The organism is Demequina zhanjiangensis, assembly GCF_030418315.1.
Classification (GTDB): domain Bacteria; phylum Actinomycetota; class Actinomycetes; order Actinomycetales; family Demequinaceae; genus Demequina; species Demequina zhanjiangensis.
The window spans coordinates 58359-76312 of record NZ_JAUHPV010000010.1; the positions used below are offsets into that span (position 1 = coordinate 58359).

14 protein-coding genes and 1 riboswitch are annotated in these 17954 nt (G+C 69.4%); of the genes, 6 read left to right on the forward strand and 8 right to left on the reverse strand.

Annotation, left to right across the window (positions count from 1 at the left end; genetic code table 11):
• The first annotated feature begins 12 nt into the window (after positions 1–12).
• Positions 13–2448, forward strand: coding sequence for an LGFP repeat-containing protein (locus tag QQX04_RS13670; RefSeq protein ID WP_301130131.1), 2436 nt, complete (start codon positions 13–15; stop codon positions 2446–2448).
• Between the two features lie 39 nt (positions 2449–2487).
• Here the strand turns inward: QQX04_RS13670 and QQX04_RS13675 are convergent, their stop codons facing one another.
• Entirely contained in the window at positions 2488–2856 is a 369-nt protein-coding gene (locus QQX04_RS13675; RefSeq protein WP_301130133.1) for a winged helix-turn-helix transcriptional regulator, read from the reverse strand.
• Between the two features lie 168 nt (positions 2857–3024).
• Here QQX04_RS13675 and QQX04_RS13680 point away from each other — a divergent pair, with 168 nt between their 5' ends.
• Entirely contained in the window at positions 3025–3675 is a 651-nt protein-coding gene (locus QQX04_RS13680; protein ID WP_301130134.1) for an NAD(P)-dependent oxidoreductase, read from the forward strand.
• A 45-nt stretch (positions 3676–3720) separates the two neighbouring features.
• On the opposite strand, the gene QQX04_RS13685 is transcribed toward QQX04_RS13680, so the two are convergent.
• The 4 genes from QQX04_RS13685 to QQX04_RS13700 all read right to left on the reverse strand — a co-directional run bounded on the left by QQX04_RS13685 (position 3721) and on the right by QQX04_RS13700 (position 10376).
• Positions 3721–4407 (reverse strand): ABC transporter ATP-binding protein, encoded by a 687-nt coding sequence (locus QQX04_RS13685; RefSeq protein ID WP_301130135.1) that lies wholly within the window; start codon positions 4405–4407, stop codon positions 3721–3723.
• Positions 4404–6038: an ABC transporter permease gene (locus QQX04_RS13690; RefSeq protein WP_301130137.1), complete on the reverse strand. Its 1635-nt coding sequence runs from the start codon at positions 6036–6038 to the stop codon at positions 4404–4406. Before QQX04_RS13690 ends, QQX04_RS13685 begins: the two co-directional genes overlap by 4 nt.
• A 15-nt stretch (positions 6039–6053) precedes the next feature.
• Positions 6054–7136 (reverse strand): thiamine ABC transporter substrate-binding protein, encoded by a 1083-nt coding sequence (locus tag QQX04_RS13695; RefSeq protein WP_301130138.1) that lies wholly within the window; start codon positions 7134–7136, stop codon positions 6054–6056.
• A gap of 21 nt (positions 7137–7157) precedes the next feature.
• Positions 7158–7281: riboswitch (TPP riboswitch) on the reverse strand.
• A gap of 26 nt (positions 7282–7307) precedes the next feature.
• On the reverse strand, positions 7308–10376 hold the full coding sequence (locus QQX04_RS13700) for a leucine-rich repeat domain-containing protein (protein WP_301130139.1): 3069 nt from the start codon (positions 10374–10376) through the stop codon (positions 7308–7310).
• A 229-nt stretch (positions 10377–10605) separates the two neighbouring features.
• On the opposite strand from QQX04_RS13700, the gene QQX04_RS13705 reads away from it, so the two are divergent.
• On the forward strand, positions 10606–10902 hold the full coding sequence (locus tag QQX04_RS13705; RefSeq protein ID WP_301130142.1) for a hypothetical protein: 297 nt from the start codon (positions 10606–10608) through the stop codon (positions 10900–10902).
• Positions 10903–10910: 8 nt separating this feature from the next.
• Here the strand turns inward: QQX04_RS13705 and QQX04_RS13710 are convergent, their stop codons facing one another.
• Together QQX04_RS13710 and dcd are read right to left on the reverse strand one after the other, a co-directional pair.
• Positions 10911–11834: a DUF2510 domain-containing protein gene (locus QQX04_RS13710; RefSeq protein ID WP_301130144.1), complete on the reverse strand. Its 924-nt coding sequence runs from the start codon at positions 11832–11834 to the stop codon at positions 10911–10913.
• A gap of 133 nt (positions 11835–11967) precedes the next feature.
• Positions 11968–12543 (reverse strand): dCTP deaminase, encoded by a 576-nt coding sequence (gene dcd / locus QQX04_RS13715; RefSeq protein WP_301130146.1) that lies wholly within the window; start codon positions 12541–12543, stop codon positions 11968–11970.
• Positions 12544–12734: 191 nt separating this feature from the next.
• Between dcd and QQX04_RS13720 the strand changes: the two genes are divergently transcribed.
• Positions 12735–15158: a glycoside hydrolase family 94 protein gene (locus tag QQX04_RS13720; protein ID WP_301130148.1), complete on the forward strand. Its 2424-nt coding sequence runs from the start codon at positions 12735–12737 to the stop codon at positions 15156–15158.
• 85 nt (positions 15159–15243) lie between these two features.
• Here QQX04_RS13720 and QQX04_RS13725 read toward each other — a convergent pair whose 3' ends face one another.
• On the reverse strand, positions 15244–15909 hold the full coding sequence (locus tag QQX04_RS13725) for a hypothetical protein (protein ID WP_301130149.1): 666 nt from the start codon (positions 15907–15909) through the stop codon (positions 15244–15246).
• Between the two features lie 376 nt (positions 15910–16285).
• On the opposite strand from QQX04_RS13725, the gene QQX04_RS13730 reads away from it, so the two are divergent.
• Together QQX04_RS13730 and QQX04_RS13735 are read left to right on the forward strand one after the other, a co-directional pair.
• Complete coding sequence (locus tag QQX04_RS13730) at positions 16286–16903, forward strand: hypothetical protein (RefSeq protein WP_301130151.1); 618 nt, start codon at positions 16286–16288, stop codon at positions 16901–16903.
• 160 nt (positions 16904–17063) lie between these two features.
• Positions 17064–17873, forward strand: coding sequence for a DUF4397 domain-containing protein (locus tag QQX04_RS13735; RefSeq protein ID WP_301130153.1), 810 nt, complete (start codon positions 17064–17066; stop codon positions 17871–17873).
• The last annotated feature ends 81 nt before the right edge of the window (positions 17874–17954 follow it).

Consider the following 17954-nt stretch of genomic DNA (forward strand, 5'->3'; position numbering starts at 1 on the left):
AGGTACGACCCCATGCGTCCTACGTTCGCCGCTGGCCGTCTGCACCGATGGGCGGCCACGATCCTGACTGCCGTCATGGCGGTGACGGTCCTCGCCGTCACGCCTACGACGGCGCAGGCTGCGGATGCCAGCGACTTCGACCCCGGCTACATCATCTCGGACGAGCTGTTCTTCGACGGCGACTCGATGACGGCCGCCCAGATCGACTGGTTCATCGATTCGAAGAATCCCGGATGCGCGATCGGACGCACGTGCATCGAGAACTACCGGGAGAACGTGACCTCGAAGTCCGCCACCTCGTACTACGGGTGCGCGGCGATCTCCGCCGCCTCCAACCAGACGGCCGGCCAGATCATCGCCAAGGTCGCCAAGGCCTGCGACATCAGCCCCCGCGCGATCATGGTGATCCTCCAGAAGGAGCAGAGCCTCATCACGAGCACTGCCCCCTCCACCCGCGCGTTCGCGTACGCGATGGGTGCCGGTTGCCCCGACACGGCGCCGTGCGACGAGGACTATGCAGGCTTCTACGAGCAGGTCTATTACGGCGCGAAGCTGCTCAAGGGCTACACGCTGCCGCATTCGACGCACTACAACCGTTACGCCGCGGGCACGACGTCGTCCATCTACTACAACCCCAGGCAGTCCTGCGGCTCCAAGAGCGTCTTCGTCGCGAACCAGGCGACTCACGCCCTGTACGTCTACACGCCGTACACGCCGAACGCCGCGGCGCTGAACAACCTCTACGGCACCGGCGACTCGTGCTCCGCATACGGCAACCGCAACTTCTGGCGGCTCTACACCGACTGGTTCGGCTCCACCACGGTGCCGGGCGCCGGCCAGGTCGAGGCGAAGTGGGCCGAGGAGGGCGGCGCCGACGGGTGGCTCGGCGACAAGGTCGGCGACCTCGAGCAGTACTCGGACAACGGCGGCGGCCTGGTGCAGGCCTTCGACGGCGGCTACATCGTGTGGAGCAAGAAGTACGGCGCCCACGTCGTCTGGGGAGCTGTCCTGAACTTCTGGCGCGCCAGGGGCGGCCCTGAGAGCAACCTCGGCTGGCCGAGGGAGGACAACACTCGCACCAGCACCGGGGTCGGCGGACGCCACCAGCTGTTCGCCGGCGGCCTCGTGGTCGCGACGGGCGAGTACGGCACGTACAAGGTGTACGGGAACGCGTACAAGCGCTACGTGTGGACGGCGCTGACCGAGGGAAGCCTCGGGTATCCGCTGAGCAACCTCTACAGGGACCCCGTCTCGGATCTGCAGGCGCAGGACTTCGAGGGCGGCACGATCTTCCTCGACGGCGGCGACTCGACCTGGGTGCCGAACGAGCTCCGGGAGAAGGTGGATGCCTCTGGCGGCCTGACCGGCACGTACGGATGGGCCGAGCTGCCGCGCCGCTACGGTGCGGACGGCTGGTACCAGGAGTACGACGCGGCGATGCTGACCTGGAACGAGGAGCGGGGGGCGATCTCCGTCTTCGGCGGCATGTACAGGGCGTGGCTCTCGTACGGCGGTCCTGACGGTGCGCTCGGCTGGCCCACCACCGGCATGGGGCGCGAGACCGGCAGCGGCGCCGCGGTGCAGGACTTCGAGCACGGCACGATCTACGTCACCGGCGGCAGCAAGGGCTGGGTGTCTCCCGAGTTCGCGGAGATGTACGCGAGGAGCGGAGGCCCGTCCGGCGTGTACGGATGGCCAGGCAACGGCGGCATCGAGGACCCGAGCAACGGCGGTGGAGTCCGTCAGGAGTTCGCGCGGGCCACGCTCACGAAGACCGAGGCCGGCGAGGTCATCTCCGTGTTCGGCGGCATGTACAGGGCGTGGCAGGCGCTCGGCGGCCCGTCGGGCGAGCTCGGCTGGCCTGTCTCGAGCCTGTACAAGGACGCGGCCACCGGACTCTCCGCGCAGGACTACCAGCACGGGACGCTCTACACGAGCGGCTCCACGTACGGCTGGATCGGCTCGGAGTTCGTCCCGTTCGTCAGCGAGGCGGGCGGTGTCACCGGCAACTACGGCTGGCCGACCGGCGCGCCGGTCGAGTCGACCGCCAACGGTGGCGGCATGAGCCAGACGTTCCGCTCTGCAGTGCTGACGTGGACCGAGGAGAGCGGCGTGCAGTCCGTGTTCGGCGGCCTCAAGAACGCGTGGCTCGCCTACGGCGCGGAGTCGGGTGTTCTCGGATGGCCCACCTCGGGTCTCTACCGCGACCCGGAGCACGGCTTCGCGATGCAGGACTTCCAGCACGGCACGCTCGTGACGTCCGGCAGCCGACGGGCCTGGATCCCGGCGCAGATCTCGACTGCAGTCGCAGAGGCCGGCGGGCTTGGCGGTTCGCTCGGGTGGCCTACTGCGGCTCCGTACGTGGGTGACGACGCGGTGTCGATGACGTTCCCCGGGGGCACTGTCACCTGGACCGAGGCCACGGGCGCCGTCGTCACGCTGGGCTAGGCCGGGCCTTCCCGACGCCGCGGGCCGGGGTCAGTGCGCTCAGGCGCGTGCCTCACGTGCGCTGTGGCGCGCTTGATCAACCTGGGACATGTGGGTGACCACCCAGTCCTCAAGCGCGTGGAGCGGCGCGATCAGGGTGCGACCGTCTGTGGTCAGCTCGTAGTCCACGCGCACCGGGACCGAGGGCGTCACGGTGCGGGAGACGAGTCCGTCCTCCTCGAGCTGCCGCAGGGTCTGGGTGAGCATCTTCTCCGACAGCCCGTCAACGCGCCGCGCGATGTCCGAGAAACGTGAGGGTCCTTCGGCGAGCACCCCGACGATCAGGATGGTCCAGCGCGAGCTGATCCTGTCGAGCAGGCCCCTGCTGGGGCAGTTGCGGTCGTAGGGGTTCCAGGCGGGTTCGCTCACGGTTGCTCCTCTCCCCGATCCCGCGACCACTCTATCACTTGAGGTGCGTAACAATGTTTGCGAAAGTAACTAACTACGAGTAAGTTGCCTGACGTCGGCGGGATTCACCGCCCAGACCCACCGATGGCGGTCGCCATCGGGGCTGATCACTGGAAGAAGGAACGCATCATGACTCGCATCGCCGTCATCGGAGGAACCGGATACGCGGGACGGAACATCGTCGCCGCCGCTGCCGCCAAGGGTCTCGAGGTCGTCTCGTACAGCAGGAGCCTGCCGGAGACGCCCGTGGAGGGCGTGGACTACAGGACTGGAGACGTCACCGACCAGGCCTTCCTCGCCCAGGCCTTCGACGGGGTCGACGTGCTCGTCTCTGCACTGTCGCCGCGCGGCGCGCTCGCCGAGCCCGGCACGCTCCGTGGGATCGAGAGGACGCTCGCGCGCCTCGCCGAGAGCAAGGCAGTGCGGTTCGGCGTGGTCGGCGGCGCGGGCTCGCTGCTCGTCGCCGAGGGCGGGCCGATGGTCGCGGACACTGAGTCCTTCCCGGCCGCAATCAAGCCTGAGGCCGACGAGATGGCGAGCGTGCTCGCTGACCTCCGCGCCCACGAGGGCGAGCTCGACTGGTTCTTCGTGAGCCCGGCAGGCGGCTTCGGAGCCTTCGCTCCCGGGGAGGCGACCGGCGCCTACCGCGTGGGCGGCGACGTGCTGCTCGTGGACGGCAACGGTGAGTCCCACATCTCCGGGGCGGACTTCGGCCTCGCAGTGGCCGACGAGATCGTGAACCCGACCCACCGCAAGGCCCGCTTCACCGTCGCCTACTGAGCGATCGGCGCGGGCTGGTCCTGGCCGCCCGCGCCGCGCCGGGGTCTACAGCAGCCGGCCGTCGCCCATGCGGAGCACCCGGTGGGCCATCGCCTCCGCCTCGGCCGGGTCGTGGGTCACCAGCAGTGCGGAGACGCCCTGCGAGCGAAGGATGTCTCGCACATCCTTCGCGAGCCGTGTGCGCAGGTCTGCGTCGAGCGAGGACAGCGGCTCGTCGAGCGCGAGCAGCCGAGGCCTGGCCGCAAGGGACCGGGCGAGCGCCACGCGCTGGCGCTGGCCACCCGAGAGCTCGGACACCGCCCGGCCGCCCAGTCCCTCGAGGCCGACGATCTCAAGGAGCTCCGTGACGCGCGCGGCGCGGGCCTCGGCGGACACGCCGGCCATGCGCGGGCCGAAGCCGATGTTGCGTGCCACGTCCAGGTGCGGGAAGAGCTGGCCGTCCTGGAACACAAGGCCGAAGCGCCGCCGGTGCACGGGCGTCCAGGTCAGGTCCTGGTCGTTCCACGCCACCGTTCCAGAAGTCGGCTCGACGATCCCGACCACGGCGCCCAGCAGTGAGGACTTGCCGCAGCCCGACGGGCCCAGCAGCGCCACCGTCTCACCCGGGCCGACTCGCAGGGAGACTCCGCGCACCGCTTCCACCGGGGGCTTGCCGGGGTAGGTGACGACCAGGTCGGTGACTGTCAGCCCGCCCGGCATCCGCTCGTCGTCGCTCGCGCGTCCGTACGTCATAGTCCGCTCCCTGCTCTGGCGCGCCAGCGCTCCGACATCAGCATGATCGCCGCCACCGTCACCGCCAGCAGCACCGCCGACGCGTATGCCAGCCCCACGTTCTCCGCGCCCGGACGGCTCAGCAGCCGCGCGATGGCCGTGGTCAGTGTGGGACGGTCAGGGCGCGCGACGAAGGCCGTGGCGCCGAACTCGCCCATCGCGATCGCGAAGGCGAATGCCAGTCCTGCGCCGATCGCGGGTCGCAGCAGCGCGCCGTCCACGTGGAGGAGCACCCGCCACGGAGGCGCGCCGAGACTTGCTGCAGCGGCGCGAAGGCGCGGCTCGATCGCCCGGGCGGCCGGCACGAGCGCCCGCACCAGCAGAGGCAGCGCGACCACGGCCTGGGCGATCGGCACCAGCCACCACGACGCGCGCAGGTCCACGCCCAGCACGTTCCGGTTGAGCGTGAGCAGCAGGCCAAGGCCGACCACGACGGCGCTGACGCCCAGAGGAAGCATGGCGAGCGCCTCAAGGGTCGCGCCGCGCCGGCTGCGCTGCGCGATGAGCATCGCCGCCGTCACGCCGACGATCCCCGCGAGCAGGGTGGCGATCGTCGCCGTCACCACGGAGTTCAGGGCGGCCTGCCACACGGGCACCGGCAGCACGCCCCGCGCAGGCGTCGCGACCAGGGCGAGATAGTGGTCGAGCCCGTAGCCGTCACCGACCCGGAACGAACGCTCCACGAGCGCGCCCAGGGGGAGCGCGAGCAGGACGAGCGCCGGGGCGAGCGCCCCGCCCACGGCGAGCCTTTCGCCCCGGCGAGGGCCGCGTCGACCGTGCACGGTCTGCGTGAAGCCGCGCGCCCGGCCCATGCGCGAGCTGAGCCATAGCGCGAACGCGACGATCGCGACCTGCACCAGGGCCAGGACGGAGGCGGCGCGCAGGTCCAGGAACTGGTTCACCTGCAGGTAGATCTCGGTCTCCACGGTGCGCACGCGCGAGCCGCCCAGGATCAGCACCAGCGCGAACGACGTCGAGCAGAACAGGAAGACGACCGCCGCGGCCGAGGCGATCGCGGGAGCCAGCGCGGGCAACGTCACCCGCAGGTACGCCTGGGCACGGCTGGCGCCCAGGGTGCGTGCGGCGTCGGCGAGGCCAGGAGGCAGCGCCTCCCACGCGGTGCTCACGAACCGCACGATGACCGACACGTTGAAGAACACGAGGGCGATCACGATCGACGCCGGCGTCTGGTCAAGGCCCAGCCCGGACAGGATGCCTGACCCTGACAGCAGAGCCGAGAACGCGGCGGCGACCACGATGGTCGGCAGCACGAACGGCGTGGTGAGCACGGCCCGCATCGCGCTGCGTCCGCGCCACTCGAAGCGGCCGAGCGCCCACGACGCGGGTAGCCCCACCAGAAGCGATCCGGCCGTGCCCGCCAGTGCCAGCCCGAGCGTCGTCCCGATGGCGTCGAGCGTCCTGGAGGAGGTCAGGATCTCCCAGGCCGCGGCGACGTCCCAGTCCTCCAGCAGGCCACGCGCCAGCACGGAAGCGACCGGCCACAGGAAGAAGAGCCCCAGGAAGGCGAGCGGCACGACCGCGACCGCCCACCACACCAGGTGGCGGCGGACGGTCGCGGCGTGCGTGCTCATGGGCTCAGGAGGGGCTCAGTCGAGGACGATCGACGTCCACTCGTCGATCCACGCGTCGCGGTTCGCGTCGACCTCCGCGGGGTCCAGGGTGATCGGGGAGCCAGCGAGCGGTGCGTACTCGGCCCACTCGGCAGGGATCTCGACCGACGACGAGACCGGGTACACGTACATGTTCTCCGGGATCGTCGCCTGGAACTCGTCGGACAGCATCCAGTCGACCACCAGCTGCGCGCCCGCGACGTTCTCCGCGCCCTCAAGCACGCCCACGTACTCCACCTGGCGGAAGCAGCCGTCCAGCAGGGCGGCGGTGGTGGGCTCGCCGTCGATCACCTCGTAGGGCGGGGACGACGCGTAGCTCAGCACGATCGGGTAGTCGCCGCCGTAGTTCGGCGCTGAGAAGTCCGTGTAGTAAGAGTCGGACCACGACGCGGTGACGCGCAGGCCGTTCGCGGCCATGTCCGTCCACCACTGCTGCCAGTCGTCGCCCTCACTCCCGATCGTAGCCAGCAGGAACGCGAGGCCAGGGGAGGAGGTGGCGGGGTTCGTCACCGACACCAGCCCCGCGTAGGCGGGATCGGTGAGGTCGCTGAGCGAGGTCGGTGCGTCGAGGTCGCTGCCCTCGAAGTAGGCGAGGTCGTAGTTGAGGCACACGTCCGAGACGTCGATCGCCGTGAGCAGGTCCGCCGCGCCGGGGATGGCGTACTCCGCTGCATCCGACGCCGCCGGGGCGGACGATGAGTAGGCCGCCAGCACCCCGTTGTCCACCGCCCGGGAGGCGAACGTGTTGTCCAGGCCGTAGACCACGTCACCCAGCGGGGCGTCCTTGGTGAGCACCAGCTGGTTGACGAGCGTGCCCGCATCGCCCGGAGCGACGAAGTCGACCGTCATCCCGGTCTCCTCCTCGAACGCGGCCAGCACGTCGTCCGGCACGGCGAACGAGTCGTGGGTGACGACCGTGACGGTGGTGCCCGCCACGTCGGCCGGACCGTCTGTGGGGGAGGTCGAGGCGGACGGCTCCGCGGTGTCGGCGGAGCAGGCCGCCAGGCCGAGGACTGAGATGGAGGCCGCCACCGCGGCCAGGGTGCGCGTGCTGCGCATGGGTTTCCTCCCATGGATAGGAGGGGACGAGACTCGACTCCCTACGCCGGTGCTAGCCGGATCAGGTTCGAGGGTCTGCGGCTCTTCCGCACTCTCAGCGCCCTTGGCCCGGCTGTCACCGGGAGGCGCTCCCCTGTCGTGAGTCCCACCCTAGCGCGTGCCGGAGAGTGCTCAGGGCTCGCAGGCCCATCCGTCCTTGTCGGCGTCACGCGCGGAGTTGAGGTCGTAGAGCTTGGCGGAGACGAACGTGTCGTCATCGATTCCGGAGACCGCGACCCCGCCCACCTTGTCCTTCGTGGTGCTGTACTTCGCGACGCCGCCCGGATAGTCCTTCCTCAAGGAGGCGCAGGTCGTGTACGTCTTGCCGGCGACGGTCTGCGAAGTGGAGACTCGATAGGCGGTCGTGTAGCCGGTCCTGGTGCCCACGACCTTGACCTTGATGGACTTGAAGGCGTCGCCGGGCTGGACCACGTAGGTGCGCCCGGTCGCGACAGCCTTGCCGTCGACATACCAGGTCACGGTCTTGCTCACGGTGCCAGGACCCCACGTGCCGGTTGAGGCGGTGAGCTCCGCGCCGACCTTCGGGGTGCCGACGATGGTGGGGGTCTTGGCGGTCAGGAGTCGGTGAACGGTGATCGCAGCGCTCGTGCGGGTCCTCGTCGAGTAGCCCGACTTCGCGCCCTTGACCGTGACGGTGATCGCGTGGCCGGCGTCGGCCTTGGTGAGCGTGTACGTCTTCTTCGTGGCGCCGGTGATAGTGACGCCGTCGCGCTTCCACTGATAGGTCATCGCGACCGTGCCGGGGCCCCACGGCTCGACGGCCGCGGTGAGGGTCTTGCCTGCGTCGGGGCTGCCCGAGACCGTCGGGGCGGTCACCCCGGTCAGCATCCTCTTGATCGTGAAGCCGCCGCTGGTGCGCGACTGGGTGGTGTAGCCCGAGCGGCGGCCCGTGACGGTCACCGACAGGGAGTGTCCCGCGTCGGCGCTCGTCACCTTGTAGCTGGTGCTCGTGGCGCCGGGGATGGCGACGCCGTCCCGCCTCCACTGGTACGACAGCGCGACGGTGCCGGGCCCCCAGGCCGCGGCCTTCGCCTTCAGGGTGGCGCCTACGTCGTGGTTGCCGGAGATCGTGGGGCCCGTCGTGCTGAGCGCGCGGAGCACCTTCGTGGGCGTGGAGAGCGTCGTGAGCGTCTGGTAGCCCGGGCGAGCGGCCGTGAGGCGCAGGCTCACCTCATGACCCAGGTCGGCCGACGTGAGCGTGTACTTCTGGCCCGTGGCACCCGAGATGACCTTGCCGTCACGCAGCCATCGGTAGGTGATCGTGTCGCTGTACCAGTAGGGGTCGGTGTTCGCCGTGAGGGTCCTGCCCACGGCGAAGGTGCCGCTCACCTTGGCGACCGACGGCGCGTCGAACTGGGCCTTGGTGACGGTGATCGTGTTCGACGTCACGGAGGCAGTCTCGAACCGGTCGCTGTTCGTGGTCCCGACCGTGTAGATGCGGTGGCCGATGTCGGCGATCTCCGGGCAGTAGTAGGGCTTGTCGGCGCGGGGGATGAGCTCTCCGTCGCGGAACCACTGGTAGTCGAAGCGGGTCTCCAAGGGCCGGTCGATCTCGTCGACCATGGCGCACGACGCAGGCGTGGCGGGCCCGTTGAGCTCGAGGCGTGTGGTGGCGGTCAGCATCTGACGGACGTGCAGAGGGTCGCTGAGGAGCACGACGTCCTCGTAGCCCGATGTCACGACGGTGACGCGCGCACGGAGCTCCATGTCGCGCCACGGGGAGGAGGTCAGCCTCTTGGCGCCGGTCGCGATCACCGTCCCGCCCGCGTCGATCCACTCGATCTTGACCTGCGGATGGATCGACGTCGGCCAATCGAACGTCGCCTCGAGGTAGGGCCAGCTGGTGCTGCCACGGGTGAGCTGCGCCGAGAAGCCTGAGGTCTCCGCCCACGCGCACCCCGCCTCGTCACCGACTGCGGTGTAGGTGAAGCCCACGTCGCCGTTGACGCCCTCGAGCCAGATGTTTCCGTGGTCGCGCGCGGGCAGGATCACCTGTTGCCCGTCGGTCGCTCCCTCGTACCACACGAGCGTGACCGGGAGGACGTTCCCGAACAGGTCGGTCACGGTGGGCAGCGTGATCGGCGTGCACGCCTGCACGGTGCCGAGCGGGATCACCTGAGGATCCACGTCGTACTTGATGCCCTCGTCGGGCAGCGGTGAGAGGTCCGCCACGCGGTTGCGGTCCATGTACAGGCTCGTGAGCGCGGGCATGGTCGCGATGACGGAGACGTCGTCGAGGGAGTTGTGGGAAAGGTAGAGCTCGGTGATTCGCGCGTTGCCCTCCAGCGGCCCCAGATCGGTGATGCGGCCCGCGGGCGCTCCGAGGGTGTTGCTCCCGACCATGGCGAGGCGCGTCAGGGAGGGCAGCGCCGCTGCGTGCGCGAGGTCTGCGTCGTCGAGGTCCACCTCGTCCAAGAGCAGGTCTCGGAGGTTCGGCACATCCTCGAGGCCGGCCACGGAGGTCAGCGTCGGCTCGTACAGGGTGAGACGCCAGAGACTGTGCATCCCCGCGAACATCGACAGGTCTGCGGCATCGAAGGGGCCATCCGCCTTGAACGTCTCGAGGTTGTCGAGGCCGGCGAGCGGCGCCAGCGGCACCGGGTATGGCCCGGTCGAGTACGTGTAGGTCTGCACATCCAGTGACGTGAGGCCGGTGAGGGTGCCGATCCCGTCAAGGGAGTCGATGGTCGAGCGAATCGTCAGGGAGCGGAGGGAGGGCGCTCCGTGCAGCTCGGCCGCGGAGGTCGCGTCCCACTTCTCGATCACGAGCGACTCGAGGGAAGGGAGGGTGGAGAGGGGCTCGAGCGAACCGCCGAAGCGGTCGATGTCGATCGACGAGAGAGAGGGAAGCCCGCTCAGGGGAGCGAGGAGATCCTCGCTGCTTCCGAGCGATCCTCTGAACAGCAGACTCTCCAGCGACGTGGCGTACTCCAGCCCCACCAGGGATGCCGTCGAGGGCGAGGAGATTGAGCACGTCAGCGACGTCAGCGTCGCCATCTCGGCCCGGGTGACCTCGCCGATGTCGTTGCGGCCGAGCGTCTGCTTCACGCACGACTTGATGGTGTACCACCCGAAGGTGACGATGTCGTCGTCTGCGGCGTTCGCGACGGGCGCGGCGAGTGCAAGCGAGATGGCCGCGACGATGGCGGCAGCGGTCGATCGATACGAGCGCGTGAGCACGAGCTTCCCCCTGAGTCCTGACGGTCGGGAACCGCCTGGCTGCGAGGCATCGTGCTGGTCCTGAGCGAATAGAACCGCACCCGGCGCGGGCGTGTCAACACCCCCGTTCTGGGGGTGTCGCGGAGTGCTGCCGGCGCGCTCACGGGGTGTGCTCGAACGGAACGCTCACAATCCGGCGAAAGCGGACGATGTGTCAGCCGGACAGGCTCGTACTGGAAGGAACGCCCCGATGCAGAAGATCCCCATGCCCGGCCGCATGGACCAGGCGCCCGACGCGCGGCTCGCCCAGGAGCTGGCCGCGTTCCACGGCTTCCATTGGGGGCCCCGTGGAGAGGTCTTCGACCACACCAACGGCTACGTGGCGGAGAGCCTGTCAGACCTGGCGCGCGTGATGCGTGATCTCGGCTGGTTCACCAGCTATCGCGAGCCCGTCGCGGGCATCCTCAAGACCGAGGTGCCTCACGACGCGGACGCCGTGGTGCGAGCGGTGGGCGCCAAGATGCGCCGCTACACGGGCGCGCTGTAGGCCGCCTCTCAGCCGCCGATGCGGAGCGAGTTCAGCACGGCTTCGAGCTCGTCGACGCCGGATCCGGTCTCCTCGCCGGCGCTGGAGACGTAGAGCACCACCTCGTCCGGCCCGTGCACCACCGCTGCCGCGGAGTCGACGAAGTGCCAGCCGTAGTAGTCGTACTCGAACTCGGCCATGTAGCCCCGCACGTCGGAGTCGGTGACGATCGCGGTCCCTGAGACCTTCTCGGTCCCCGTCTTCTCGGGGTAGACGCTGTCGATCCAGGCGTCGACCTCGAGCTCGGGCTGGATGACGCCCGTCAGGCCGCGGGCGGAGTACACGAAGAGGATGCTCTGGTTGCCGTCGGGGTCGGTGTCGATGATCCAGGCGGCGTCCACCGAGACGTCTGGGCCCGGTCCTACAGAGGACTCCTCCGACAGCTGTGCCAGATCCAGTCCGGCGTCCTGCCACGCGGGGTCGTACTTGACGGTGCCGTGTCCCTCCAGCACCTCGAGGTTCAGCCAATCGGCGCCGGCCTGCGCGGAGAGCGGCTCCGGGTCCGTCGAGTTGAAGAAGGCCGTGACGGCGTCGAATCCTCCGATGCCGATCAGTCGGATGCCGAGCACCACCACGATCCCTCCGACGATGCTCGCCACGGTCACCAGGCGGCGGCGCTTGGGGGCGGGCGCGGGAGGCGTGCCGACGCCCGCGGCAGTGTCGAAGGTCGCGAAGGTGGGCTGTCCCGAGGTCGACTGCGCGGGGGCCGGGGCGGTGTGGGAGGTCCATGCGGTCCCATCCCAGTACCGCAGCGTGCCTGGCTGGGTGGGATCCGCGTACCAGTCCGCCGGAGGGGCGGCCTGGGTCGACCCCTGGTGCTGCGTGGTGATGCCCGCAGGCTGGCTCCCGGTCGGCTCCTGCGGCGCGGCGAACGGATCTGGCGTGAACGTCATCGGCTTCCCCTCGGTGAGGCGGTCCCCACCGCCACTCGGTGGGCCTGACGGTACCGGTTCGGGAAGCGTGAAGGAAGGGGCCGCGGCGTATGTCCGGAAGGTGCCTCCGGGTGCCGCCGTGGGTGCGCCGAGACTAGATCTCCGTGCGGTGGAAGCTCTGCCAGCTGCGCGATGCCGTGGGCCCGCGCTGGCCGCGGTAGCGGGAGCCGTAGCGGTCGGAGCCGTAGGGGTGCTCGGCGGGGGAGCTCATGCGGAAGAAGCAGAGCTGTCCGATCTTCATGCCGGGCCACAGGTTGATGGGGAGCGTGGCGGTGTTCGACAGCTCGAGCGTGACGTTGCCTTCGAACCCGGGGTCGATGAAGCCCGCGGTCGAGTGCGTGAGGAGACCAAGGCGGCCCAGCGAGGACTTGCCTTCGAGGCGCGCCGCGATGTCGTCGGGCAGCGTGACCGACTCATAGGTGGCGCCCAGCACGAACTCGCCGGGGTGCAGCACGAACGGGCGGCCCGGCTCCACCTCGACCAGGCGCGTGAGGTCGGGCTGGTCGACCGCAGGGTCGATCGCGGCGTACTTGTGGTTGTCGAAGACCCTGAAGTACTTGTCGAGCCGCACGTCGATCGACGCGGGCTGGATCATGGTCGCGTCGTACGGCTCGAGGGCGACGCGGCCTGACTCGATCTGCGCGCGGATGTCGCGGTCGGAGAGCAGCATGGGCCCAACCTACCGCCCGGCACCGCGGTTCCGCGCGGTCTTCCAGGGCGTCGGCGTACCGGTTTCCTAGGCGCTTCGACGCGTTTCGACGCGGTTTCGAGGACCTTGGATTCACGTCTCGAGGGCCGTCGGGGCTACGCTGTGAGAGCGCTCTCCCGGCGCAACTCGGCAGACTTTGGAAGGCTTGACCCATGCGCTACGGCCACTTCGACGATGAAGCCCGTGAATACGTCATCGAGACCCCCCACACGCCGTACCCGTGGATCAACTACCTCGGGTCGCAGGACTTCTTCGGCCTCGTCTCGCACACCGGCGGCGGCTACAGCTTCTACCGCGACGCCAAGCTCCGTCGCCTGACGCGCTACCGCTACAACAACATCCCCGTGGACGACGGTGGTCGCTACTTCTCGATCAATGACGACGGCGACGTGTGGAGCCCGTCGTACCGTCCGTACAAGAAGGAGCTCGACTCGTTCGAGACGCGTCACGGCATGGGCTACACGCGCATCACCGGCTCCCGCGGCGGCGTGACCGCGTCGGTCCTGCTCTTCGTTCCCGTAGGCGTGAACGCGGAGATCCACCGTGTGGAGCTGCGCAACGATACCGAGGCCGTCAAGGAGCTGTCGCTGTTCAGCTTCCTCGAGTTCAACCTGTGGAACGCCGAGGATGACCAGACCAACTACCAGCGCAATCTCTCCATCGGCGAGGTCGAGGTGGTCGACGGCGCGATCTATCACAAGACCGAGTACCGCGAGCGGCGCAACCACTACGCGGTCTACGGCGTGAACGCCCCGATCGACGGGTTCGACACCGACCGCGACACCTTCCTCGGGTTCGGCAACGGCTTCCACGAGGCGGCCGTGCCGCACGCGGCAGTCTCCGGCGACTCGATGGCGTCGGGCTGGTACCCGATCGCCTCCCACCACCTCAAGGTCACGCTCCAGCCCGGGGAGACCAAGGCCTTCACCTTCGTGCTCGGCTACCTGGAGAACGACCAGGACGTCAAGTGGGAGGAGCCCGGCATCATCAACAAGGTGGGCGCCCACGAGCTGCTCGCCAAGTTCGACACCGACGAGGCGACCCTCGCGTCGTTCGACGAGCTCAACGCCTACTGGGACGGCCTGCTCGGCTCCTACACGGTCGAGTCCGGCGACGAGCGGCTCGATCGCTCCGTCAACATCTGGAACCAGTACCAGTGCATGGTGACGTACAACATGTCCCGCTCCGCCTCGTTCTTCGAGACCGGCATGGGCCGAGGCATGGGCTTCCGCGACTCGTCGCAGGACCTGCTCGGCTTCGTCCACCTGGTCCCCGAGCGCGCCCGCGAGCGCATCCTCGACATCGCGGCCACCCAGTTCGAGGACGGCAGCGCCTACCACCAGTACCAGCCCCTCACGAAGCGCGGGAACCACACCTTGGGCTCGGGCTTCAACGACGACCCGCTGTGGCTCATCCTCGGCGTCGCCGCGTACATCAAGGAGACCGGCGACTTCGCGATCCTCGATGAGATGGTGCCTTTCGACAACGACGAGTCGAAGGCGCAGACGCTCATGGAGCACCTGCGTCGCTCCTTCAACCATCCGCTCGAGAAGGCGGGCCCCCACGGCCTGCCGCTCATCGGCCGCGCCGACTGGAACGACTGCCTCAACCTCAACTGCTTCTCCACGGAGCCCGGCGAGTCCTTCCAGACCACCGGCAACAAGACCGGCGGGGTCGCGGAGTCCGTGATGATCGCCGGCATGTTCACCGCGATCGGCCCCGAGTACGCCGCGCTCGCCCGCCACCGCGGCGACGAGGTCGAAGCCGAGCGTGCCGAGAAGGCCATCGCCGACATGCAGGCGGCCGTGCTCGAGCACGGCTGGGACGGCGCGTGGTTCCGCCGCGCCTACGACTACTACGGCAACCCGGTCGGCAGCCACGAGAACGCCGAGGGCAAGATCTGGATCGAGCCCCAGGGCTGGTGCGTCATGGGTGGCGTCGGCGTGGACGACGGCCGAGCCGCGCAGGCGCTCGACTCCGTACGCGAGCGTCTCAACACCCCGCACGGCATCGTCCTCCAGAACCCCGCGTTCACCGAGTACCGCGTCGAGCTGGGAGAGGTCTCCACCTACCCGCCGGGCTACAAGGAGAACGGCGGCATCTTCTGCCACAACAACCCGTGGATCATCATCGGCGAGACCGTGCTCGGCCGCTCCGAGCGTGCGTGGGAGTACTGGAAGCAGATCGCCCCTGCCTACCGCGAGGAGCAGTCCGAGGTGCACCGCCTCGAGCCGTACGTCTACGCGCAGATGATTGCCGGTAAGGACGCCGTCCGTCACGGCGAGGCCAAGAACTCGTGGCTGACCGGCACGGCGTCGTGGAACTTCGTCGCCGTCTCCCAGCACCTGCTGGGCGTGCGCCCCGACTATGACGGCCTGATCGTCGACCCGTGCATCGGCGCCGAGATCGGCGAGTACACGGTCCGCCGCACCGTCCGTGGCGCCACCTATGTGATCCACGTGGTCAACTCCGGCGGGAAGGGCGCGAAGCTCACCGTCGACGGCAGCCCCGTCGACGGCATGCACGTGCCCTACGCGCAGCCGGGCTCGCTCGTCCAGGTCGAGGCGGTCGTCTAGCCGCGCACCCCATCGCACGGCTGACCGCCCACACCGACGCCCCCGTGGTTCCTCAGGCCCGGGGGCGTCGGCGCGTCCGGACTCGCTACGCCGTCGGGGTCGGCGGTGCGGGGGGCGCCGGCATTGCGACAGGGGCCGGCGCAGCGGCTGCGCGTGAGATCTCCACGATCAGGATCCAGAGGCCCGCGAAGCTGACGAGCGTCGCGAGGGCCATCACCGGCGCCAGGAAGACCATGACGTCGGACCCGACCTCCTCGATCCCGGAGACACGGTTGCCCACGCTGAACAGCAGGAAGCCGCCCCACCACATGGCGAGGAAGGTGGCCATCCGGTCCTTGCCCGCCTTGAATCCAAGGTCGCTCAAAGCCTTCACGGGGCCGTAGAACCAGTACACAGGGATGAACCAGGACGCCCAAATCTTCCAGCCGGCGGGAGCCGGGTATCCCTGTGGCTCGACGATCTTCTTCACCCGCATCATCCACAGGCACAGCGTGACGTAGCCTGCGATGCCTCCGAGAGTGCCGATGGCCAGGAGGATCATCACTGCGGCGGCGCCTGCGGGCGTGAGCACCTGGACGACCAGCAGCCCGCCCAGGGCCCAGGCCAGTCCGGCGACGGCGGCTGCGATCGCGCCGACCTTCGCCCACGTGTCCAGAGGTGAGACCGTCGTGGGAGCGGCCTGAAGCGGCGCGACCTGCGCGTAGCCCTGCGGGGCGCCGTATGCGACGGGAGCGCCGTACGCGACCGGCACCGAGCCTGTGGGAGACGACGCCGGCGGCGGGAGCGGAGCGCCCGTCGGCGGTGCGAACGAAGACAGGTCCGTCGGCGTGGGCGCGGTCGCCGTGCTGGGAGGCGGAAGGGGGCCACTCTCAGGAGCGGCTGCGGTGCCTGCTGGGCTCACCCACGGATCGGTCGACATGCTGTCCCCTCGGCGGCGGCCGGCGGCGCCGTCCCCACGGCGCGCTTCGTCCGGTCCCCTTCGGAACGGAAACTAGCAGTCGCGGATGTCGTCGGCGTTTCTGGTCCGCGTCACGGCGAGTCGCGTCGCCGAGTGCCGCCCGAGGCGACCGTCGTGCCTGCTAGGGTGCCGGCACATCAGGCGAGCGAGCGAATGTCCGGGGGACCGCATGACCGAGATCGAACGCACCGAGGAGCAGGGGGAGCCGAACGCCGGCATCGTGCCTTCGGACGAGACCTACCTGGCGGCATCGGATCCGCGGGACCTGCTTCGGCGCCGCACCTTCGCGCTGTGGGGGACGGGTGCGTTCACCGGCGTTACAGCGCTGCTCGCCCTGACCTCGCTTGCGCTCCGCGGTGACAGCGGGTCGGCAGTCCTCGCCCTCTACTGGACTCTTGTGCTCCTCAGGCTCATTGCGATCGTCATCGGATGGATCGCGCTTGCGCGGTGGATGTCGGGAGTACGCGCGGCTTTCGTCGCCGCCGGCGCTCCTGCCCCAGCCGCGTGGCAGGTGTGGGCGAGCTGGTTCATCCCCGTGTACGGCTTGTGGGGGCCTTTCTCGGCGATGCGGCAGTTGACGTCGCACCTGCCCGCGATCGAGGCGACCCGTCACCGATGGTGGGTGGGGTTCATCTTCTCGTGGGTGTTCGTGGTTCAGGCGTCGTTCCAGGAGAGCCTCGGGTGGAATCTCGCGCTGGTGCTGCTGTCGGCTGCGGTGCTCGTGTTCTCGTTCGTGATGCTCCGCACCGTGATCGACCGCACCACGAAATCCCTGCTACGTCACTGATTCCCGGTCCCTCTGCCGACGCCACCGCTGCCGCCTGGCGAGCGGCTCTCTGGCTGCCTGAGAGATTTCTTGAGCTTGCTGCATCCAAACCCTCCCCTCCGTCGGAAGTAGGTGGTGAAGGAGGTCGCACCCCGGTGGCCTCCGGATGGGAGGAACCACCATGCGTAAGTCACTCATCGCCGGCGCCGCTGCCGGTGCGCTTCTCGCGGCCTCCGCCGCACCCGCCATGGCCGTCGAGGACGGCAAGGCCGACCTCTCGGTGCTTCACGGCATCCCCGACCTGACGGTCGACGTCTACGTCAACGGAGACCTCACGCTCGACGACTTCGCCCCCGGCGACCTCGCGGGCCCCCTGAGCCTCGACCCGGGCACCTACTCCGTGGCCATCACCGCGTCCGACGCGGCTGACGACAGTTCGCCCGTCCTCGGCCCGATCGACCTTCCGCTCGAGGAGGGCATGAGCTACACGGCCGTCGCGCACCTCGATGAGGCAGGCGACCCGACCGCCTCACTCTTCACCAACGACATCAGCGCCACCGCCGCAGGCGAGGGCCGTCTCACGGTCCGCCACACCGCAGCAGCGCCCGGCGTGGACGTCTGGGCCGACGGCTCGGTCGTCTTCGAGGACCTCATGAACCCCGACGAGGTCATGGCTGACCTCCCGGCCGCCACCTACGAGGCCGCCGTGTCCGTGGCAGGCGAGACCGACCCGGTGCTCGGACCGGCCGACGTGATGATCGAGGACGGCGTCAACACCATCGTGTACGCGTGGGGCTCGGCCGCCGACGACTCGCTTGCGCTCGCGGTCCAGACCGTGGACACGCACGCCTCGTCGCCGTCGGGTGTCCCGACCGGTACCCAGGGACTCGCCGCTGACTCCGAGGGTGTGCCTGCGGCAGCGATCGCCATCTCGCTTGCTGCGCTCGCAGCCGCGGGTGTGACGGTCCGGTTCGTCACCGCCCGCCGCTAGCAAGGCCTCCCCTCCCGGGGTGCGTCCCTCGTCCCAGGGGCGCACCCCGACCCGGGGGGGGGGGCGGGCCCCCACCCCCCG